Annotated in this window: 15 protein-coding genes; 1 reads left to right on the plus strand and 14 read right to left on the minus strand. The window is 67.7% G+C overall.

The window, feature by feature from the left end:
• Positions 1–124: 124 nt before the first annotated feature.
• From AC3WUT_RS20595 to AC3WUT_RS20615, 5 genes are all read right to left on the minus strand, one after another.
• On the minus strand, positions 125–1897 hold the full coding sequence (locus tag AC3WUT_RS20595; RefSeq protein WP_492348950.1) for a methyl-accepting chemotaxis protein: 1773 nt from the start codon (positions 1895–1897) through the stop codon (positions 125–127).
• 290 nt (positions 1898–2187) lie between these two features.
• On the minus strand, positions 2188–2973 hold the full coding sequence (locus AC3WUT_RS20600) for a response regulator transcription factor (protein ID WP_492348951.1): 786 nt from the start codon (positions 2971–2973) through the stop codon (positions 2188–2190).
• Complete coding sequence (locus tag AC3WUT_RS20605; RefSeq protein WP_492348952.1) at positions 2970–4094, minus strand: PAS domain-containing sensor histidine kinase; 1125 nt, start codon at positions 4092–4094, stop codon at positions 2970–2972. The genes AC3WUT_RS20600 and AC3WUT_RS20605 overlap by 4 nt, the downstream gene beginning before the upstream one ends.
• Positions 4095–4195: 101 nt before the next feature.
• A complete protein-coding gene (locus AC3WUT_RS20610) occupies positions 4196–7096 on the minus strand; it encodes an HD domain-containing phosphohydrolase (protein WP_492348953.1) in 2901 nt (966 codons plus the stop codon).
• A gap of 25 nt (positions 7097–7121) precedes the next feature.
• A complete protein-coding gene (locus tag AC3WUT_RS20615; RefSeq protein ID WP_492348954.1) occupies positions 7122–7661 on the minus strand; it encodes a putative pterin-binding protein in 540 nt (179 codons plus the stop codon).
• A gap of 288 nt (positions 7662–7949) precedes the next feature.
• Here AC3WUT_RS20615 and AC3WUT_RS20620 point away from each other — a divergent pair, with 288 nt between their 5' ends.
• On the plus strand, positions 7950–10262 hold the full coding sequence (locus tag AC3WUT_RS20620) for a methyl-accepting chemotaxis protein (RefSeq protein WP_492348955.1): 2313 nt from the start codon (positions 7950–7952) through the stop codon (positions 10260–10262).
• 20 nt (positions 10263–10282) lie between these two features.
• Here the strand turns inward: AC3WUT_RS20620 and AC3WUT_RS20625 are convergent, their stop codons facing one another.
• From AC3WUT_RS20625 to AC3WUT_RS20665, 9 genes are all read right to left on the minus strand, one after another.
• Positions 10283–11698 (minus strand): MFS transporter, encoded by a 1416-nt coding sequence (locus AC3WUT_RS20625; protein ID WP_492348956.1) that lies wholly within the window; start codon positions 11696–11698, stop codon positions 10283–10285.
• 66 nt (positions 11699–11764) lie between these two features.
• On the minus strand, positions 11765–12676 hold the full coding sequence (locus AC3WUT_RS20630; RefSeq protein ID WP_492348957.1) for a polysaccharide deacetylase family protein: 912 nt from the start codon (positions 12674–12676) through the stop codon (positions 11765–11767).
• 26 nt (positions 12677–12702) lie between these two features.
• Entirely contained in the window at positions 12703–13746 is a 1044-nt protein-coding gene (locus tag AC3WUT_RS20635) for a bifunctional UDP-4-keto-pentose/UDP-xylose synthase (protein WP_492348958.1), read from the minus strand.
• Between the two features lie 31 nt (positions 13747–13777).
• Positions 13778–14740, minus strand: coding sequence for a formyltransferase (locus AC3WUT_RS20640; RefSeq protein WP_492348959.1), 963 nt, complete (start codon positions 14738–14740; stop codon positions 13778–13780).
• The gene (locus tag AC3WUT_RS20645; RefSeq protein WP_492348960.1) at positions 14737–15717 is read right to left on the minus strand and encodes a glycosyltransferase; all 981 of its coding nucleotides are present in this window, start codon (positions 15715–15717) and stop codon (positions 14737–14739) included. The genes AC3WUT_RS20640 and AC3WUT_RS20645 overlap by 4 nt, the downstream gene beginning before the upstream one ends.
• 18 nt (positions 15718–15735) lie before the next feature.
• Positions 15736–16842 (minus strand): DegT/DnrJ/EryC1/StrS family aminotransferase, encoded by a 1107-nt coding sequence (locus tag AC3WUT_RS20650; RefSeq protein WP_492348961.1) that lies wholly within the window; start codon positions 16840–16842, stop codon positions 15736–15738.
• Positions 16843–16863: 21 nt separating this feature from the next.
• The gene (locus AC3WUT_RS20655; RefSeq protein ID WP_492348962.1) at positions 16864–17232 is read right to left on the minus strand and encodes an EamA family transporter; all 369 of its coding nucleotides are present in this window, start codon (positions 17230–17232) and stop codon (positions 16864–16866) included.
• 32 nt (positions 17233–17264) lie between these two features.
• Positions 17265–18944: a glycosyltransferase family 39 protein gene (locus tag AC3WUT_RS20660; RefSeq protein ID WP_492348963.1), complete on the minus strand. Its 1680-nt coding sequence runs from the start codon at positions 18942–18944 to the stop codon at positions 17265–17267.
• A 185-nt stretch (positions 18945–19129) separates the two neighbouring features.
• The gene (locus tag AC3WUT_RS20665; RefSeq protein WP_492348964.1) at positions 19130–19903 is read right to left on the minus strand and encodes a bestrophin-like domain; all 774 of its coding nucleotides are present in this window, start codon (positions 19901–19903) and stop codon (positions 19130–19132) included.
• Positions 19904–19966 lie beyond the last annotated feature (63 nt).

Below are 19966 nucleotides of genomic sequence, written 5' to 3' on the forward strand. Positions count from 1 at the left end.
CACCGGATGCAGCTTGCGCTGCGCACGGTGGGTTTTTTCATGCGGTGTTCACAGTCGGGGCCACACCCAAGGCCCGGCCCTGCGACCCGGCCCTGCGACCCGGCCCGACCCGGCCGGGCTGTGTTCAAAAGCTCTCCCAGTCATCCTGGCCCTTGCGGGTGGTGACCAGGGCAGGGGCCGGTGACGAAGTCGGTGTCGATGCCAGGGCCACTCGCTGCGTGGCGGGCCTGCCGGATGCCAAGCGGGCTGCCGCCTGGGGGCGTTGTGTTGGATGATGTGGCGAGTGACGCGGCAGCGTTGCCGACGGGCCTGTCATACGGGTGCCTGCCGATCCCAACTTGAAGACGGCCACGGTCTGGACCAGTTGGGCGGCCTGGTTCTCCAGGCTCTGGGCAGCGGCGGCGCTTTCCTCCACCAGGGCGGCATTTTGCTGGGTGGTCTGATCTAGCTGGTTCACGGCCTGGCTGATCTGGCCCATGCCCGAGCTCTGCTCGGCACTGGCCGAACTGATTTCGCCCACGATGTCGCTCACGCGCTGGATGGCCTGCACCACCTCGGTCATGGTGCTGCCGGCTTGCTCGACCAATTGGGCCCCCTGGGCCACCTGGTCGGCGCTGTTGCCGATCAGGGTCTTGATTTCTTTGGCCGCACTGGCGCTGCGCTGGGCCAGGGTGCGCACCTCACCTGCCACCACGGCAAAGCCTCGGCCTTGTTCGCCGGCACGGGCAGCCTCCACCGCTGCATTCAGCGCCAGGATGTTGGTCTGGAAGGCGATGCCATCGATCACGCCGATGATGTCGGAGATCTTGCGCGAGCTGTCGTGGATCCCCTTCATGGTATCCACCACCTGTGACACCACCTGGCCACCGCGGCTCGCCACGCTGGAGGCATTGCTCGCCAGCTGGTTGGCCAACTGGGCGTTGTCGGCGTTGTTTCGCACGGTGGCGCCAAACTGGTCCATCGTGGCGGCGGTCTGTTGCAGGGCGCTGGCCTGCTCTTCGGTGCGCTGGCTCAGGTCGGTGTTGCCGGTGGAGATTTCCGTCACCCCGCCAGCAATCGATTCGGAGGCCGAACGAACCTGTTGCACGATGTTCACCAGGCTGGCCTGCATCGCGCCCAGAGAGGCCAGCACGCTGCCTTCGGGCGCCTGGCTCAGCTTGGCCAGTGGGGTGCCCAGATCGCCATTGGCCACGCGTTGCGCCGCTTCACCCAGTTCGGCCGGCTCGGCCCCCAGGGCTTGGGTCAGCCGTCGGGTGATCAGCCAGCCGGCCAGGGCCGCGCCCAGCAGGGCCGTCAGGCCGGTCGTGACCATCAGTGTGCGCTGTCGGGTGTAGTGGGCTTCAGATTCATCCACCATCGCCTGCGCCCGCTTTTCGGTCAATTGCGCGTATTCCTCGGTCTTGCCCAGCAGGCGTGCCAGCAGTGGGCGGCACTCGGTGTTCATCTTGAGCACGGCCGCTTCGTGCTGCCCTTTCAGGGCCAGGTCGATGATGCCCAGCGCCACCGGGCCGTAGGCTTGCTCGATCTGGTCGATGTCGGCCACCAATTGGCGTGGCTGGGCGGGCACGTCGGCGGCTTTGACCAGATCCTTGAGTTGGGCCAGGTGCTCGCCCACCGCCTTGTGCGCAGCCTGGGCCAAGGCTTTTTCGGCTTCCAGATCGGCCGCTTGGGTCACCAGCACCAGATTGCGCGCCGCAATGGCCCGGCCTGCCACGGCCTTGTGCACCTCTTCGGCGAGCTTGGCCCGTCGGTTGACGCCATTCACATAGGCCTCAAAGTCGGCGTTGGAGGCGCCCAGAGCCTGGATGGCCAGGCCGGCAATCAACAGCACCAGGGCGGTCAAGCCGCCGAATGCCAGGGTCAACTGGCCACGAACCGACCAATGCGCAAGATTCATCAACACCTCTCGAATAGGTTCTCAAATGGCTTTTCATGTGGCCGACAGCGATGGCATCGCGCCGACGATGATGCTCTTGAGGTGTGACAGCAATCAGAAACTGAAAGCCTCTGAGGGCGAGGTCATCCGGTGCAGTTCACGGACGACACTCAATGGGCTTTTCAATGTCCATCATAGGTGCCGTCCATCGAGAAAATGATTTTTATGTCTGATTTTTGTTATTTTTCGTCACTTGTTCCAAAAATGGACAGGTGCTCGGTACCGAGCCGTCGGCGACTGAGTTGGTCGGCTTAAACCCGAACCAGCGGTGCCCTGAACTGGTAGCCCTTGCGGCTTTGGCTGTGCAGCGGCACGTGCAGCGGGGTGGCTTGTTCGATGCGTCGGCGCAGGCGGTAGATGGTGGCGTTGAGGCCGTTGTCCGGGCCCTCGGTCAGGGGGCGGCCCAGGCGCTCGTTGAGCGTGTTCTTGCTGACCACGGCGCCCTGAGCCTCCAGCAGGCATTCCATGACGGCCATGTCGGTCCCACTCAGACCGATGCGGGTTCCATCGGGGGCGAGCAATTCGGCCTGCAAGGTATCCAGTTTCCAGCTCAGGCCCGGGTTCTGAACCGGGTTGGGGCTGCTGCGGCGTTGCACGGCCTTGATGGCCATGGTCACCTGTTCGAAGCGCACCGGCTTGCTCAGGTGCATGTCGGCGCCGGCCTCCATGACCCGCTCGAACACGTCGTTGTCGCGCCGCCCGGTGACCACGATGATGCCGACGGCAGTGCGCTTGCGCAGGATGCGGATCAGCTCCACCCCATCCACGCCGGGCAGGGTCAGGTCGAGCAGGTAAAAGCCATAGTCGTAAGGCGTGCGGTCGGCCAGCAGGTCGTTGCTGTCGCCATAGCGGTGCACGTTGACCCCTTGCTCGCTGAGGTACTGGGCCAAGTATTCCGCGTATTCGAGGTCGTCCTCCACCAGGGCCAGCGAAGTCGGCAGGGGGGGCGCGGGCGTCTGGCCGGATGCGACCGGCGCGTGGAGTGGTGCGGGGGTTTGGGCGTCCGTGATGACGGTGGTATCGCTGAGCATGTTCATTCGTCTTCCTGAGGGGGCAAGATCATGCGGAGGGTCGAGCCTGCTGCGGAGTGCTGCAGCAGGCAGGCCTGTCCGCCGTGCATTTCTAGGATGCGGTGCACCAGGTAAAGGCCGAGGCCGCGGCCCCCGTGGCTTTGGCGGCCCTGGGCACCGCGTTCAAACAGGTGGGGCAACACCTGCGGGTCAAATCCGGTGCCCTGGTCGACCACGTCGATCAACAGTGCCAGGGGGGTATCGGAGTCCGCCAGACGCACCACGATGGGCGTGTCGGGTGCGCTGTGGCGCACCGCATTGAGCAGCAGATTGCGCAGTGCCAGTCGCATCAGGCCCAGGTCCATCGAGGCCGTGCGGGTGGCGGTCTGCCGGTCCACCTGGATTCGGGTCTGGTCGGCTTCGCCGAGGTCCTGGATGCACACCTGGACAAAGGTGTCGATGTCCATGTCGATGCGGTTCAACTTGCCGGGGCCCGCCAGCAGCGCTGCCGTCGCCAGGGTGTTGTCGATGCTGCTGCGCACCTGCTGCAGCACCGACTGGGCCCGTTCCAGCCGCTGGTTCAGGCCGCTGGGCGCCATGGTGATCATGGCGGCCTGGGCGCTTTGCAGCGCGGCCGACGCGTTGTTCAGGGGCTGGCGCACTTCGTGGGCCAGCACGTCCAGCATTTCACTGCGCTCGACCAGCAGGGCCGACAGCTCCTGGGCACGCAACTCGATGTCCTTGCGCATGGCCGTCTCGCGCGCCAGCGCTTCTTCGAGTTGCTTGAGTTGGGTGATTTCAGTGACCGTCACCACAAAGCCCTGTACCACGCCATTCTGGATGTCGGGCATGTACTTGGCCAGGCTGTTGCGTCGCACGCCGTCCGGCCCAGGTACGACCCGCTCGAAGGTCTGCTCCTGGCCGGCCATGGCGCCCTTGACATACGGTTCGTTCAGTGCAAACAACGCCGGGCCCAGCAGGTCCATCAACGTCATGCCGATCATCTTTTCGGGGTCGGCGCCAAACCAGGTCTTGTAAGCGTCGTTGGCATAGTGACAGCGCAACGCCTGATCCCAATAGGCGATCATGGTGGGAGTCCTCTGCATCAGGAACTCGATCACCCGCAGGGCGTTGGCTGGAACGTTCATTTTGGGCAAGTGTATTTGACGTAAGGCATTTTTCGCCCTACGAACTGCTATTTTCGCACCGCGCATCCGGGTTAAGCCCGTGGCGGAGTCGGCCAAGCCTGTCAGGCCCGTGTGGGCAACTGGGCTTCGATCGAGGCCAGGTCGACCCGATCGATCTGTGCGGCTTGCAGGTAGGTGTGGGCCAGTTGCTGCCACAGCCCACTGCGCAGGAAATACCGAAACAACTCGGTGTCCAGGTGCTGTTCACGGCACATGCGGGCCATGATGTTCAGGGTTTCGCTCAGAGGCTTGGGCGTCTTGTAAGGGCGGTCGGCTGCTGTCAGGGCCTCGAACACGTCGGCCAGGGCCATCACCCGCTCGGGCAGGCCGAGTTGGTCGGCCTTCAGTCGGCGCGGGTAGCCCTGGCCATCGAGCCGTTCGTGGTGGGTTGCAGCCAGTTCGGGTACCCGGCTCAGGGCCTGGGGCCAGGGCAGGGCCTTGAGCATGGTGTAGGTCTGAACGATGTGCTCGTTGATTCGGAAGCGATCCTCTTCCGTCAGGGTCCCGCGGCGCACGGACAGGTTGTGCAGCTCCCCCATGTTTTGCTTGTACAGGGGCAGCGGCATGTCAAAGCCGTAAACATTGCCCGGGGCGCCTTTTTCCACCGGTGGGCGTCGCTCACCCCAGGGGACGCAGTGTTCGGGCCGATCGGCCAGCAAGGGTTCGGGGGTGGGCAAAGGCGGGGCCTGGGGGCGGGCTTTTTGCAGGCGGTCCAGCTCCTCAACCGACAAACCCAGGCGGTCGTCGAAGTGGCGTTGCCAGGTCTGGGCCCCCAGCGCCTGCAGGCGGGCCACGGCATCGTCGCTCAGGGCTTCGCTGCCCAGATTGCAGGCGGCGACAAAGGCAAAGTCCTCTTGCAGGCGCTGCTGGCGTGCGGCCAGGGTGGCATGGGCCACGTCCGTGTCCTGACCTTGGGCCAGGGCCTGCCAGCAGCTGATCTCGGCGTCGCGCCACAGCAGCTCGAAACGCAGCCGCACTTCATGGATCCGGTTGCCGATCAGCTCCAGCTTGGTGGCCTTGTCGACGATGTGCTCCGGGCTGGTGACCTTGCCGCAGTCGTGCAGCCAGGCCCCCAACTGGAAGGCATAGCGCTCTTGTTCGTTCAGGCCGTACCCGGCGTAGGGGCCGCGGGTATCGGCCTGCAACTGGTCCATCATCTGGATGGCGAATTCGGGCACACGTTCACAGTGCCCACCGGTGTAGGGGCTTTTGGCATCGATGGCGTCGGCCATCAGCCGGATCACGGCATCGAGCAGCTTTTTCTGGGCGTCGATCAGCTGACGGGTTTCGATGGAAACGGCCAGCATGCCCGACAGCTGTTGGGCAAAGTGCTGGAAGGCCCGGTCTTCGTGGCCGTCGTCACCTTGGTGCAGCAGCACCAGCAGGCCCTGGCGATCGCCCTGGCGCCCCTGCAGCAGCAACTCGCTGCGTTGCTCGCCGACCGGGCCAGGGGCGGCTGTACCAGGCCCGGCCAGGCGGGGCTCGAAGCCGGCTGTGGCCGGGCCGTGGGTGGCCGCCCGTTGCATGCAGCCCGCGGCCTCGTCCCACAGGTACACCGCGCCGGCATGGCTGCGGGTGGCTTGCACCAGTTGCTGCAGCACCTGGTCAAGCATGTGTTCGACCTCGGGCTCGGTGGCCATCTGGTGGCTGAGTTTGAGAAAGCTCTCGATGGTCTGGCTCATGCCCTGCATCGCCACAGCGAGCTCGTTGACCTCCTTGATGGCCGACCGGCGCGGCGTGACCTGCGTGAAGTGAAAGCGTTCCACAGAGCGGGCCTTGTCGGTCAGGCCTTCAATGCCGCGACCGATTCGCGCCGCCATGGGCCAGCTCAGGGCCAGCATGGCAATCACCAGCAGCACCACCATGAACACGATGCGGCGGCGCTTGGCCGTCAGATCGCCCAGCAGTTCCTCCACCGGCAGGGTCACCAGCAGGCGCATGCCCTGGTCGGACCACATTTCAAACGGCAGCACCACGCCCAGCAGCTCGTGGCCCTGAACCTTCAGCAAGCGGGCCTGGCCCAGGCCCGAGGGCGGGCTGGCTTGGGTGGCCTGTTCAAGCAGTGCGTTCAGCCCCGCCTCGCCCAGCTCCTGCACCCGCCGAAAACGTGGCGCGCCCTGGCTCGACTGGCTGGCGTGGGGGTGGTCCGGGTCGGCCAGCACCTCCTGGCGCGCGTTCACCAGGGCGATCCGCGCATGCGGCGTCACGCGCAGATCGGCCAGTGAGCGGCTCAGCTGGTCCAGCACCACATCGAGGCCGATCACGGCCTGCCCCGAGTGGCTCAGCTGGCTCAGGGTGACCCCCAGCTCTTGGGTGGTGAAGTAGGCATACGGCTCGGACAAGGAGGGCTGACCGGTGGTCTGGGCCTCCTGGTACCAGGGGCGCGTACGGGGGTCGAAACGGTAGTCGGGCATGGCCCTGCGCTCCAGCAGTTGGCGGGCCGTGTCGAAGAACAGGTATTCGCCCTGCCAGCGCCCCTGCCGGTCGCGGGCGCGTGACTGGGCCATGAAGTTCGATTTGGGCGGTGCGGCAAACAGCTTGCGCTGCGCCGGCTGATCCAGCGGGCGCACCAGCAGAAAGGCGCCATCCTCATAGCCCACGTAGACCGAAGACAGCAGCGGGTTGGCCACCAGTTCCTCCGACAGCACATGGATGCGCTCGAGCCGTGCCTCCAGCGTGCGGGCGGTGGTGATGGGGTCGAAGGTCAGTTGGCGCAGAGTGGACTTGGCCGGCTCCAGCAGGCCCTTGGCCCGCTCGCCCACCAGCTTGCCGGCATCGGTGGCCATGCGGGCCGCGGTGTCGATGGCGTTGGCTCGGGCACCGGCCCACCCTGTGGCAATCACCACCACGGCCACCAGCAGCATGGAGAACACCACCACAGTGGCAATCGAGACCCGCAGCGACAAGCCCCGACCCGGTTCGGTCTGCCCCGACGGGCCGTGCTCGCTGGCGCTGGATGTCATGCCGTGTCCCTGTGCGTGGTGTGGGTCAATCGACGCGTATCGACACCAGTTGCCAGATCGAGCGGTCGCGGAACTGCTCCAGCAACGCGCCTTGCGCCACATCGAAGGGGTAGACCACGAACAGGGGGCCCTTGGTGCGCGCCGGAATGGCCTGGCCATTCATCTTCAGGGCCAGCACCACGTCCCAGTGCGCCAGATCCTCCGTCGGGATCTCCACCTTGTAGTCGTTCACGGCCACCAGGGTCAGGCGGGTGCCGCGGGCGTCGGCGGCTTGCAGCACCTCGCGCAGCAGCGGGCCTTCGAACGAGACCGGGCGCGGGTCCCAAGGCGTCTTGACGCTGAAGCGGCGCTGCGCCAGCGCCGTCAGCATGGCCAAGTCGAACACGGCCTGCGCGCCTTGATTGGGCAGGCCCACCCGGCCCGACAGGGTCAGCACCACCGGCCCGGCAGGCTCTGGCAGTTGGCCGGCGGCGGCACCGCGGCCCAGCAGGGCCGGCACCAGGGGCAAGGCGAGTCGAAGCAAGGTGCTGCGTCGGCCCTGGGGCCGCATGGACTTGGCTGCCATTTCAATCCCATTGGTCACAAATTGTTATTTCTGGACATTATGGCGGTCTGTTTGCCGATGCGTGCGGTGACCGGTCCCGGTGTCTGCCGCACGCGTCACTGGCCTTGCCGTGACCCGGCGCGGCCTGGTGGCGTGAGCCCGGCGCCGTGACCGAGGCTGGGTTTCCGGTTGTTCTTGACGGATGTCAGGAAAGCGGAGGGAGTCTTGTGACAAAGTGTCAGCAAAAGCAGGGGTTCACCTGCAGCCTGTGACCCACCTTCACCCCACCCTCGTCCCATCCGATCCAGCATGAGCTTTGTCAATTCCCCCCTGTGGCGGCCCGGTGCCGCTTTGATGCGCGGCCTGCGTTTCCCGGCCAAGATGACCCTCATTTCGGCCGCCTTCCTGCTGCCGGTGGCCTGGCTGCTGCTGGCCTATGGCAGCGCCAAGAACGCCGAACTTGAATTCGTGGCCACCGAGCGGGAGGGCGTGCATTACAGCCAGGCGCTGGCCCCCGTGGTGGATGCCGCCAGCGTGTGGCGCTACCGGGCCCGCAGCGCGGCAGCGGGGCAGGCCGGAGGCGAACTGGCCCAGGCCCAGGCGCAGTACCAGCAGGCCTTGCAGAAGCTGCAGGCGCTGGATGCTGAGTTGGGTGAGCGACTGGGCAGCACGGCAGCGCTGCGCCAGGTGCTGGAGGCCAGTCAGGCGGCCAGCCAGGCCAACAGCACCCCCGAGGCTGTGTTTACCGCCATGAACAAATTGGCCGCCGCCCTCAGCCAATTGCAGGACCGTGTCACCGACGGCTCGGGGCTGGCGCTGGACTCCGACCTGGCCTCGTTCCACCTCGTGGGCGCCACGCTGATGCAGCCGCCGGGCCTGCTGCGTGACACGGCCGAGCTGCGTGGCCTGGGCCGGGCGGCCCTGGCTGGCGGCCAGCTCAAGCCCGACGTGGCCGCAAGGTTGTATGCCTTGCTGGGTGTGCTGGCCCACGAGCGCCAGTTGCTGACCGACAACCTTGACAAGGTGCGCGCCGCGGCCCCCGCCGCCGGCAGCCGCCTGAAGACCGATGCCGCGGCCCTGCTGCTGCGTCTGGAGGGCGCCGCGCACAGCAGCTTCCCACCCGGGCAGGTTGATGTGAAGGGCGATGCCGAGGCCTTTCGCGTGCTGGCCACCGAGGCCTTGCAGGCCCAGTCGGACCAGGTGAAGCAGAACCTGGCGGTGCTTGACGACATGCTGGCCGAGCGCCAGGAGGCGCTGCGCCTGCACGTGGGCCTGACGGCAGCACTGACGGGGCTGAGCCTGTTGGTGGCGCTTTACTTTTTCATGGGCTTTTACCGCTCGATGACCGGGGGCTTCAAGCTGCTGCGCAAGTTCCTGCTGAGCATTTCGATGGGCGATTTGCGCACCCGCGTCGACACCAAGGGGCATGACGAGGTGTCCGACCTCATGCGTGAACTGGGCAACATGCAGACCTCGCTCACCGACACCGTGCGCCAGGTGCAGGAGGCCAGCGACCAGGTGGTGCAGGCCAGCACCGAGATTGCCCAGGGCACGGCCGACCTGTCGGCCCGCACCGAGCAGGCGGCTGCCGCGCTGGAGCAGTCGTCGGCCGCCCTCGAACAGACCACCTCGACCATCCAGATGACGGCCGAGTCTGTGCGCCGGGCCTCCGAGATTGCCCAGGAGAACGCCAGCACGGCCGAGCATGGTGGGCGGGTCATGGGCTCGGTGGTGCAGACCATGGAACGCATCCAGGCCTCGTCGCAAAAGATCAGCGACATCATTGGTGTGATTGATGGCATTGCCTTCCAGACCAACATCCTGGCGCTGAATGCGGCCGTGGAAGCGGCCCGTGCCGGCGAGCAGGGCCGCGGCTTTGCCGTGGTGGCGGGCGAGGTGCGCAGTCTGGCTCAGCGCAGTGCCGTGGCCGCCAAAGAGATCAAGACCCTGATCGCGGGCAGCACCGAAGAGGTCAGCTCGGGCTCGGCCGTGGTGCGCCAGGCCGGCCAGACCATGCAGGAGATCGTGGCGAGTGCCGAGAACGTGAAGTCGCTGCTCGACGAGGTGGCCAATGGCGCGCGTGAACAAAGCCTGGGCGTGAGCCAGATCGGCGCCGCCGTGCAGGAGCTGGACCGCAACACCCAGGCCAACGCCGCGCTGGTCGAGGAAACCGCCGCCGCCGCTGGTTCACAACGCCGGGTGGCCGTGACCATGGCTGCCACGGTGGATGAGTTCCGGCTGCCGGGGCATCGCGCCGCAGCGTTGGTCGAAGGCGTGGATGTGGACGCCATCATCGACGCCCACCGCCAATGGAAGGTCAAGCTGCGCCAGGCCATTGAAGACCGCAGCCAGGTCGATACCGCCACGCTGTCGCGCGATGACTGTTGCGCGCTGGGCAAGTGGATTTATGGCGATGGCCAGCGCCTGGCCGAGCGCCCCACCTTCAGCACCCTGGTGGGGCGGCATGCCCACTTCCACCGCGTGGCGGGTCAGGTGGGCGACCTGATCAACCAGCGTCGCATGCGCGAGGCCGAAGACGCCCTGGCCCCGGGCACCGCGTTTGCACAGGCCACCAGCGAAGTGGTCAGCACCCTCTCATCGGCCAAACGCCTGGGTTTCTGAGCGGGCAGGCTTTTAGCGTCTCAGCGCGCGCGGGTGAACAGCCGGGCCGTGCTGGCCACGGCGCCCAGCGCGGCCGTGCCGCAACCCACCGCCAGCGCTGTCTTGGCACCCTGCGTGCCCCCCAGGGCAAAGCACAGCGCCACGCCGGCCGCCCCGCTGGCCTGGCCGGTCAGGCGCGCCAGCGCGATCATGCCGCTGGCCCCACTGGCGCGCTCGGGCGGGGCACTCGACATCAGGGCGCGCAGATTGGGCGACTGGAAGAAGCCGAACCCGGCGCCACACAGGCACAGGCGCAGCACCAGGTCCAGCGTGCCGGGCTGATCGGGCAACAGCGCCAGCGACAGCATGCCCGCACTCAACACGGCCAGCCCGATGCCTCCCAGCAACCCCGGCGGGTGGCGGTCTGACAGGCGTCCGGCCCAGGGGGCGGCCGCGGCCACCACCACCGGCCAGGCCGACATCAGAAAGCCGGTGTCCACCGGATTGCGGTGCAGCACCTGCTCCAGAAAGAAGGGCAGCGAGACAAAGGCCAGGCCCTGGGTGGCAAAGGCGCTCAGCGCCGTCAGCACTGACAGGGCAAACAGGGGCCGACGCATCAGGTCCACCGGCAGCATGGGCGCCGGGTGCCCGGCCTGGCGCCACAGCAGCAACGCCCCGGCCACCACTGTCACGCTGGCCGGAATCGCCACCAGGGCCCAGGGCTCTTGCTGGGCCGCCGCGCCCAGGGCACCGATCAAGGTGGAGAAGGTGAGGGCGGTGAACAGCGCCGTCAGCGGGTCGAAGCCATGGTCACGCGGCGGGCTGTGGGGCAGCGTGTGCCAGCCAAACCCCAGGGCCAGCAAGCCCAGCGGCACATTGATGGCGAACAGCCAGGGCCAGTCGGCCACGCTCAGCACCAGCGACGCCACCGTGGGCCCGACCGCAAAGAACACCCCCACCACCAGCGCGTTCATGCCCACGCCGCGCCCCAGGCGCGAGGCCGGGTACAGCAGCCGGATCAGCGCGATGTTGACGCTCATGATGGCTGCGGCCCCCATGCCCTGCAGGCCCCGGGCCAGCGCCAGCAGCGGCAGCGTGGGCGCCAGCGCACAGGCCAGCGAGGCCAGGGTGAAAAAGGCCAGCCCGCCCATGAACACGCGCCGGGGCCCGATCCGGTCGCCCAGCGCCGCAAACGGCAGCAGCAGGGCCACCGTGGCCAGTTGGTAGGCATTCACCACCCAGATCGAGGCCGCCGGCGGCGCATTCAGGTCGTGGGCAATCGCGGGCAGCGCGGTGTTGGCGATGGCGGTGTCCAGTGTGCCCAGCCCCACGCCCATGAGAATGGCCGCCAGGGCCAGCAGCGCGCTGCGGTCCAGCCCGTGGTCGGGGTCTTCAGGTGGGGTTGGTGAGTGGGCTTGCCCGGGGCGGGCGCTGGACGATGCTGGCGGTGCGGACATGTCGCCGACTATATCGGCGCAGGCCAAAACGTGCTGGCGAGGCCACGCCAGGTCGCCGACGCCGACTCAGCGCGCGAGCGAAGGCTGCTGCACCACCAACTCGCCGCTGCGCCCCGGGATGGTCCCCAGCCCCACGGGGCAGCGTGGCAGGCGGGCCGGCTGCAGGTACGCGGCGCACTCGCCCAGGGTGGCAAAGCGGTAGCCCTGGTCGCGCCAGCCGCGCAACAGGCGTTCGAACACCGGGGCCAGTTTTTGGCCTTCGAGTTCGGCGTGCAGGGTGTAGACGTGCAGCGGCGCCACCTCGCGGGTGTGCGCCAGCAGGGCCTCGTGCACGTTGTCCACGGTCCAGCCGTCCAGGCCCAGCAGCTCGTCGAGCGTGGGCAGGGTGGTGGGCAACTGCACCGGGCCGATCACCTCGCCCTGGGCATCGCAAGGCCAGTAGGGCTGGGTGCCGCGGCCGTCGGAGGCCACGCTGAAGCCCAGCTCTTTTTGCAGCCGGTAGGCCGCCTCGTTCATCTGCCAGCCGGCAGCCCCATGCACGCTGGGGCGGGCGCCGAAGACCTCGCTGTAGCGCTCCACGGCCCGGGTGAGCTCGCGCCGTGTCCAGGCCTCGCTGGCGCCGGCCACGTGGTCTTGCCAGCGCACGTGGTCCCAGGTGTGCACGCCGGTCTCGAAGCCAGCGCGGGCGATGGCGCGCAGGCCTTCGGCCTCGCGTCGGCCGATGTCGGGGCCGGGCAGCAGCACTCCGTACATCAGGGTCTTGAGGCCGTAGTGCTCGACCACCGAGGTGCGCGCCACCTTGCCGAAAAAGCCCGGCCGGAACACGCGCTTGAGCGCGCGACCCGTGTGGTCGGGCCCCAGGCTGAACAAAAAGGTGGCCGGCGCGTCCAGCCGCTCCAGCAGCTTGGCCAGCGCCGGCACGCCCTCGCGCGTGCCGCGCCAGGTGTCCACATCGATCTTCAGTGCAATCACGCCCATGGCTTCAATTCCAGGCCGCTGGGCGATCAGTTGATGAGACCCCGGGCGCTGTCGAGTTGGTCTTTGTAATGTTCAAAAAGGCGGGCCAAGGCCTGCTGCATGGTCACCTCAGGCTTCCAGCCCAGGTCGGCCTGGGTGTTGGCGATCTTGGGCACGCGGCGTTCCACGTCCTGGTAGCCCTTGCCGTAGTACTCGGCCGAGGTGGTCTCCAGCACGGTGACCTGGGCCGCGTGGTCGCGGTACTCGGGGATGCTGGCGGCCAGGGCCATCATCTCGCCCACCAGCTCGCGCACCGACAGGTCGTTGCTCGGGTTGCCGATGTTGTAGATGTTGCGGGTGGCGCAGCCGTCCTGATTGGCCAGGATCAGCATCAGCGCGCGGATGCCGTCTTCGATGTCAGTGAAGCAGCGGCGCTGGGCCCCGCCGTCCACCAGCTTGATCGGCTCGCCGCGCACGATGTGGCCCAGGAACTGGGTGATCACGCGGCTGGAGCCTTCCTTGGCGGTGTGCAGGTTGTCCAGGCCCGGGCCGATCCAGTTGAAGGGGCGGAACAGGGTGTAGTCCAGGCCGTGCTGCTGGCCGTAGGCGTGGATCACGCGGTCGAGCAGCTGCTTGGAGCAGGCGTAGATCCAGCGCGGCTTGTTGATCGGGCCGTAGACCAGGGGCGAGGCCTCGGGGTCGAACTCGTCGTCGCCGCACATGCCGTACACCTCGCTGGTGCTGGGGAACACGATGCGTTTCTTGTACTTGACGCAGTGGCGCACGATCTCGAGGTTGGCCTCAAAGTCGAGCTCGAACACACGCAGCGGGTCGCTCACATAGGTGGCCGGGGTGGCGATGGCCACCAGGGGCAGCACCACGTCGCACTTGCGCACGTGGTACTCGATCCACTCTTTGTTGATGGTGATGTCACCTTCAAAGAAGTGGAAGCGGGGGTGGTCCATCCAGGGCTGCACGCGCTCGGACTGCATGTCCATGCCGTAGATGTGCCAGTCGGTGGTTTCGATGATGTGGCGCGTCAGGTGGTGGCCGATGAAGCCGTTGACGCCAAGGATGAGGACGTTTTTCAAGATTTTTTCCTGTCAATGCCGGGATTTTCGCTCAGTCGCGAGGCGTCAGCGCCTGCCCGGGGTAAAGCGATTGAAAACGGGCTGCGTCCAGCGCGCTGCCATCGAGCCGCGCGGCCAGCACTGGCAGCAGCACGCCGTCGGCGCCGCGCAGCAGCAGGCGACCGTCCTGCACCAGCAGGGCCAGCCTGTTCTCTGCGGGGGGCGTGCACCCCTCTTGATCCGCCGGGCCCGGGGGGCCGAGCCACAGGGTGCGGTCGATCTGGAGGCGCCCGCCTGCCGTGTCGAAGAAGGCGCCGGGGTAGTCGGGCGGGGCCACGCCGCGCACCCGGTTGTGCGCCTGCCAGGCCGTGACTGTGGCCGGAATGCGCCCGTCTTCAGGCGTGCGGCGGCCGAAGTACTGGCCGGCGATGTGTTGCTGCGGCTGCAGCACGGCGGTGCCGGCCAACAAGCCGGGCAGGCAGCGTGCCAGCACCAGTTCGGCGGCCAGCGTGACCTTGTCGAACACCTCGCGGGCGGTGTCGTTGCTCAGGATGGGCACGGCCTGCTGGTCGACGATGGCCCCGTGGTCGGGCTTGGCGTTCATCACATGCAGGGTGGCGCCGATCTCGCGTTCGCCGCGCACCACGGCCCAGTTCACCGGGGCCCGGCCTCGGTAGCGCGGCAGCAGCGAGCCATGCAGGTTGTAGGCGCCGCGCCGGGGCACTTCGAGCAGCGCCTGAGGCAGCATGTAGCGGTAATAGAACGAGAACAGGTAGTCGGGGGCCAGGGCCTGCAACTGGCTGAGCAGCTCGGGGCTGTCGGCCGTCTCGGGCGTGATGCAGGGCAGGCCATGTTCGGCCGCCACCTGGGCCACGCTGCCAAACCAGATGGTTTCGTTCGGGTTGTCGGCATGGGTGACCACCAGCTGGATCTGCACCCCGGCGTCGATCAGCACCTTGAGCAGGCGCACGCCCACGTTGTGGTAGGCGAAGACGACGGCACTGGGTGCGCTCATCGCTTCTGCTCCAGGATGGCGCTGATCACGTAGCGCGGGCGTTGCCGCACCTCGCTGTAGATGCGGCCCACGTACTCGCCGATCAGGCCGATGCCGAACAGGGCCAGGCCGATCAGGAAGAAGGCGATCGCGAACAGGGTGAACAGGCCGCCTTCCTCGGGGCCGATCACGATGCGTCGCCCGATCAGCAGCAGCACCAGCAGCCCGGCGCCGGCCGAGATGGCCATGCCCATCAGCGAGAACCATTGCAGCGGCACCACCGAGAAGCTGGTCACCAGGTCGAAGTTGAGCCGGATCAGGCTGTACAGCGAGTATTTCGATTCACCGGCAAAGCGCTCCTCGTGGCCCACCACCACCTCGGCGGGGTTGCGTGAGAACTGGTAGGCCAGCGCCGGGATGAAGGTGTTCATCTCGCCGCACTGGTTGATCAGCGACACGATGTTGCGGCTGTAGGCGCGCAGCATGCAGCCCTGGTCGGTGATGTCGATGCGGGTGAGCTTGGCGCGCAGGCGGTTCATGGCCTTGCTGGCCCACTTGCGCCAGGCCACATCATGGCGCTGGCGGCGGATCGAGCCCACGTAGTCGTGGCCTTCATCCATCTTGGCCAGCAGGGTGGCGATGTCTTCGGGCGGGTTCTGCAGGTCGGCATCCAGGGTCACGATGCGCTCGCCGCGGCAGTGCGCAAAGCCGGCCAGGATGGCGCGGTGCTGGCCGAAATTGCCGTTGAACAGGATTACCCGGGTCACGTCGGGGCGCCGGTCGAACTGCTCGGCCAGGATGCCCGGCGAGCGGTCGCGGCTGCCGTCGTTGACGAACACCACCTCGTAGCGCACGCCCAGTTGATCGAGTGCGGGGTAGAGGCGCGCAAACAGCTGGGCCAGGCCGTCTTCTTCGTTGTAGACCGGAATGACCACGCTCAGCACCGGATCGTCCGGGTGGCGGTCGGCGGGCAGGGGGGAGGCAAGAGTGGTGTTCAAAAGCGGCTCACCAAAAAATCAGGACAAGGCCAGGCGCACGGCTGCGCACACGCGGTCGACATCGCTGTCGGCCATGGCCGGGAACAGGGGCAGGGTCACGGTGCGGCGGCCCACGTCTTCGGCGTGCGGGAACTGGCCTTCAAAGTGGCCCATTTTGCGGTACAGCGTGAACAGGTGCATGGCCGGGTAGTGCACCCCGATGCCGATGCCCTGCTCGCGCATGCGGGCGATGAAATCGGCCCGGGCCACGCCCACGGGCAGCAGGGGCTGGAACATGTGCCAGTTGCTCTGTTGGAAATCGGCCAGCGGCAAATCAAAGCCCAGATCGCGCGGGAACAGCTCAAAGTAGCGCTGGGCCAGCGCGATGCGGCGCTGGTTGAAGCCGTCAAGCTGCTTGAGCTGGCCCAGCCCGATGGCCGCGGCCACGTCGGTCAGGTTGCATTTGCCCCCCAGCTCTTCCACATCGGCGCTGCCGTCGGGGAAGCGCACCACGCCTTGCAGGCGCAGGCGCTCGAAACGTCGGGCCTCGTCTTCGTTGTTCATCACCAGGCAGCCGCCTTCGGCCGTGGTCATGTTCTTGTTGGCATGGAAGCTGAACGACACCAGGTCGCCCTTCAGGCCGATCTCTTCGCCGGCCCAGTTCGCGCCCATGGACTGGGCCGCGTCCTCGATCACGCGCAGGCCATGGCGCTGGGCGATGTCATACAGGCGCTGTCGGTCCACCGGCAGGCCGGCCAGGTCCACCGGCAGCAGGGCTTTGGTACGCGGGGTGATGGCGGCTTCCACCAGGTCCAGGTCGAAGTTGCGGGTGGCGGGGTCGATGTCGACCAGCACGGGGCGGGCCCCCACCTGCAGGATCACGTTGCCGGTGGCCACCCAGGTCAGGGCGGTGGTGATCACCTCGTCGCCGGGGCCCACGCCGGCCAGCCGCAGGCCCAGCTCCAGGGTAGCGGTGGCCGAGCTGGCCAGGCGCACCGGGCGGCCACCAAAGCGGGCCGACAGCGCGGCCTCCAGGGCCTGGCAGCGCGGGCCGGTGGTCAGCCAACCTGAGCGCAGCACGGCGCCTACGTCTTCAATGGTGGCTTCGTCGATCGAGGGGCGGGTGAAAGGCAAAAAGGCTTGCAAGAGGGGCTCCAAGAGGCGGGTTCAGCTGCGGGCGATGATAGCGACGCCCAACAAGATGATGGCCATTCCGCCCCAGCGCTGGGCCGAGATCACCTCGCCCAGCAGGGCCGAGGCCAGCAGCGCATTGACCACATAGCCGATCGACAGCATGGGGTAGGCCATGCTCACATCGACGCGCGACAGGGCCACGATCCACAGCACCACGCTCAGCACATAGCAGAACAGGCCGCCGATCACCCCGGGGTGGAAGGCCAAGGTGAGTGCCACGTTGCGCAGGCCCTCGAAGCCCTGGATCGGCCCGACCGCGCTGGCGCCCGATTTGAGCAGCAGCTGGGCGCCCGCGTTCAGCAGCACGCCGGCCAGGACAAACAGGAAGTCGGTGATTTTCATGGGGTGGGGCAGCAAAAGGGGGATGTGAGGGCTCAGGGCTTGGCCAGCAGCACGCGGCGGTCGTCACGCAGCACCACCCGGGCCTGCAGGCCCAGGGCGGTGAGTTCTTTCAGCGTATCGCCTTCGAGGTAGGCCACGCCACGCGGCTCGGCCTGCCAGCGGGCCACGAACTCGGGCAGGCTGGCGATCCAGCGCTGGGGCTCGTGCTGCTCGCCAAAGCTGAACTCGTCGCGGTAGTCCACCAGGGTGACCGGGCGGCGCAGGTAAAAGGGCAGGGTCTGGTCGTAGCTGCGCACGGCGTACACAGGCACGGCGGGGTCGAAGGCCTCGGGCACCGCCTGCACCAGCTCCGCGCTGCTTTTCTGCAAACCGTAGCCGTTGTGCGCCTGCAGGCCGATCAGCACGCAGGCACAGTGACTGATGCCCACCACCCCCACGGCCAGCAGTCGGCGGTGGCGACGCAGCAGCCACCAGGCCAGGCCACAGGCGCTCAGAAACAGGGCGCTGGCCAGGCCGATGCCGTTGAGCAGGGTGTGCGCCACGACCGGGTCGCTGTCGCTGCCCGCGATGCGCTCGGCCAGCAGCCAGGCCAGGCCGCCGCCCAGCCACAGCAGGGCCGGCAGCCCCAGGTGCCAGGCCAGGGCCCGCTGGCTGGCGCGCTCGATGGCCGGGGCCAGCAGCAGCACCAGGGCCGGGAACATGGGCAGGATGTACGAGGGCAGCTTGGAGCTGGAGATGCTGAAGAACAGCAGCACAAAGCCCGCCCACAAGAGCAGAAAGCTCGGCGCAAAGTCGCTGCGGCGCACCCGGGTCAGCCAGGGCAGGGCGCTGGTCCAGGGCAGAAAACCCAGCAGCAGAAAGGGCAAAAAGTACCAGACCGGGCCCGAGCGGTTGTGATCGGGCTTGAGGTAGCGGTCAAAGTGCTCGTGCACAAAAAAGAACCAGGCAAAGTCGGGGTTGCGCGCCGACACCGCCCAGAACCAGGGCACGGTGATCAGGGCGAACAGCAGCAGGCCGGGGCCCCAGCGCATGGCCCGCCAGATGCGGAAATCGAGCCGCCACAGGCTGTGCAACACCAGCACCGCGCCCGGGATCAGCAGGCCCACCAGGCCCTTGCTGAGCACCGCCAGCGCCAGGCCGGCCCAGGCCGCCAGCATCCAGCCGCTGCGCGGCCGCCCTTCGGCCTGCGCCTGCTGGCCCAGCAGAAAGCCGCACAGCGCCAACGTCAGCGCCGCGCACAGCCCGGCATCAAGCGATAAAAAATGGCTGTTCAGCACCAGCCAGGTGGTGCCCGCGCCGGTCAGCAGCGCAATGCGGCCGGTGCGCTCGCCCCACAGCCGGCTGGCGGTGTGGCCCACCAGGCCCAGGGTCAGCAGCCCGGCCAGGCCGGACCACAGCCGGGCGCTGAAGTCGCTCACCCCCAGCACGGCCATGGCCAGCGCCCCGCCCCAGTACTGCAGGGGCGGCTTTTCAAAATACAGCAGGCCGTTCAGGCGCGGGGTGATCCAGTCGCCGCTGTGCAGCATGCCCAGCGACAGGGTGGCGTAGCGGCCTTCGTCGGGGGTGATCAGGGCCCGGGTGCCCAGGGGCAGCAGCCACAACAGGGCCAGCGCGAACAGGCCCAGCCAGGTCCAGAGCCCGGCGCGGCCGCGCTGCAGGCGGGCGCCAGGGGAGGGCCTGCCGGCCGGGGCTTGAGGTTTCAAAGGGGGCATGGGCCGGCGTGTGGACGGGTGGCCAGCGCGCAGGCGACCGATGGCTGTGGGGTCATCGCAACCGACTTCACGCGCACGCTGGTGTGTATTGGGGGTTAAGAAGCCAGGGCCGGCCCAGAGGGCCGGTCGGGCCACGCCTTGGGGCAGTCCCAAGGCGGCTGATTATAGGAGGCCCTGCCCAGGCCTCAGGGGCGGCCCGTGGCCGCCAACAGCGGCGCCGGTGTCACAGCCGTGGGCTGCTGGAAGGGGTTGCCCTGGATCAGCACGATGGTGGCCGTGGGGGCCGCCGCCAGCGCAAACAGCACCGTGGCCGTGGCCACCACCCGGGGCCGGTCGATGTGCACCACCGCCACCGACAACAGCGTGACAAAGCCCAGAAACGCCATGCCCAGCCATTTCAGCGGGTTGATGTGGGTCTGGCTGAGGGCAATGCGCAGGTCACGCTGGCCCGCCAGCAGCCGCGCCTCGCGCAGCATCTGGGCCTGCACGCCGGCGCCGGCGGCTTGCTCCACCGCCCGGCTGGCCAGCAGGTGCAGCAAGGCCTCGCCCTGGGCCTGCACGGCCGGGCTCTGCTCGCGCCGAGCCAGCTCAGGCCACTCGGCCGCGCTGGCACGGGCATAGGCCAGCACCGTTTCGTCGAGCGCCTGGTGCAGCGGCGCAGGCAGGTCGTGGCCCAGCACGCGCAAGGTGCGCAGGGCATCGGCCTCCTGGTAGACGGCCGACATGGCCTTGTCGTGGGCGCTCCAGGTGTCGTTGGCCAAAAAGGCCAGCGTCAGGCCGAACAGCACGCCAATGATGTTGATGAACGGCGGCGCCACCCCCTGCAGACCCTGCAGCCAGCCGGCCCAGCGCGAGCGCAGCAGCGCCCATTGAATGAACAGCACCGCCGCCAGCGTGCCCAGCACGGCAAAGGCAGCGTAGGCATAGTGGTCGTAGGCCAGCCAGGAGGTCGGGTTCATCGTGGGCTCAGGAGGAGGGGGGAAAATCACCCATGGTGCCACGCCCCGTGCGGCGCGCCAGGG

Source organism: Curvibacter sp. EU05-FHT14A10 (assembly GCF_058791075.1).

Excerpts from the sequence above, each read along its gene's own strand:
- AC3WUT_RS20595 (WP_492348950.1), bottom strand. The coding sequence starts at position 1,897 with ATGAATCTTGCGCATTGGTCGGTTCGTGGCCAGTTGACCCTGGCATTC.
- AC3WUT_RS20600 (WP_492348951.1), bottom strand. The coding sequence starts at position 2,973 with ATGAACATGCTCAGCGATACCACCGTCATCACGGACGCCCAAACCCCC.
- AC3WUT_RS20605 (WP_492348952.1), bottom strand. The coding sequence starts at position 4,094 with ATGAACGTTCCAGCCAACGCCCTGCGGGTGATCGAGTTCCTGATGCAG.
- AC3WUT_RS20610 (WP_492348953.1), bottom strand. The coding sequence starts at position 7,096 with ATGACATCCAGCGCCAGCGAGCACGGCCCGTCGGGGCAGACCGAACCG.
- AC3WUT_RS20615 (WP_492348954.1), bottom strand. The coding sequence starts at position 7,661 with ATGGCAGCCAAGTCCATGCGGCCCCAGGGCCGACGCAGCACCTTGCTT.
- AC3WUT_RS20620 (WP_492348955.1), top strand. The coding sequence starts at position 7,950 with ATGAGCTTTGTCAATTCCCCCCTGTGGCGGCCCGGTGCCGCTTTGATG.
- AC3WUT_RS20625 (WP_492348956.1), bottom strand. The coding sequence starts at position 11,698 with ATGTCCGCACCGCCAGCATCGTCCAGCGCCCGCCCCGGGCAAGCCCAC.
- AC3WUT_RS20630 (WP_492348957.1), bottom strand. The coding sequence starts at position 12,676 with ATGGGCGTGATTGCACTGAAGATCGATGTGGACACCTGGCGCGGCACG.
- AC3WUT_RS20640 (WP_492348959.1), bottom strand. The coding sequence starts at position 14,740 with ATGAGCGCACCCAGTGCCGTCGTCTTCGCCTACCACAACGTGGGCGTG.
- AC3WUT_RS20655 (WP_492348962.1), bottom strand. The coding sequence starts at position 17,232 with ATGAAAATCACCGACTTCCTGTTTGTCCTGGCCGGCGTGCTGCTGAAC.
- AC3WUT_RS20660 (WP_492348963.1), bottom strand. The coding sequence starts at position 18,944 with ATGCCCCCTTTGAAACCTCAAGCCCCGGCCGGCAGGCCCTCCCCTGGC.
- AC3WUT_RS20665 (WP_492348964.1), bottom strand. The coding sequence starts at position 19,903 with ATGAACCCGACCTCCTGGCTGGCCTACGACCACTATGCCTACGCTGCC.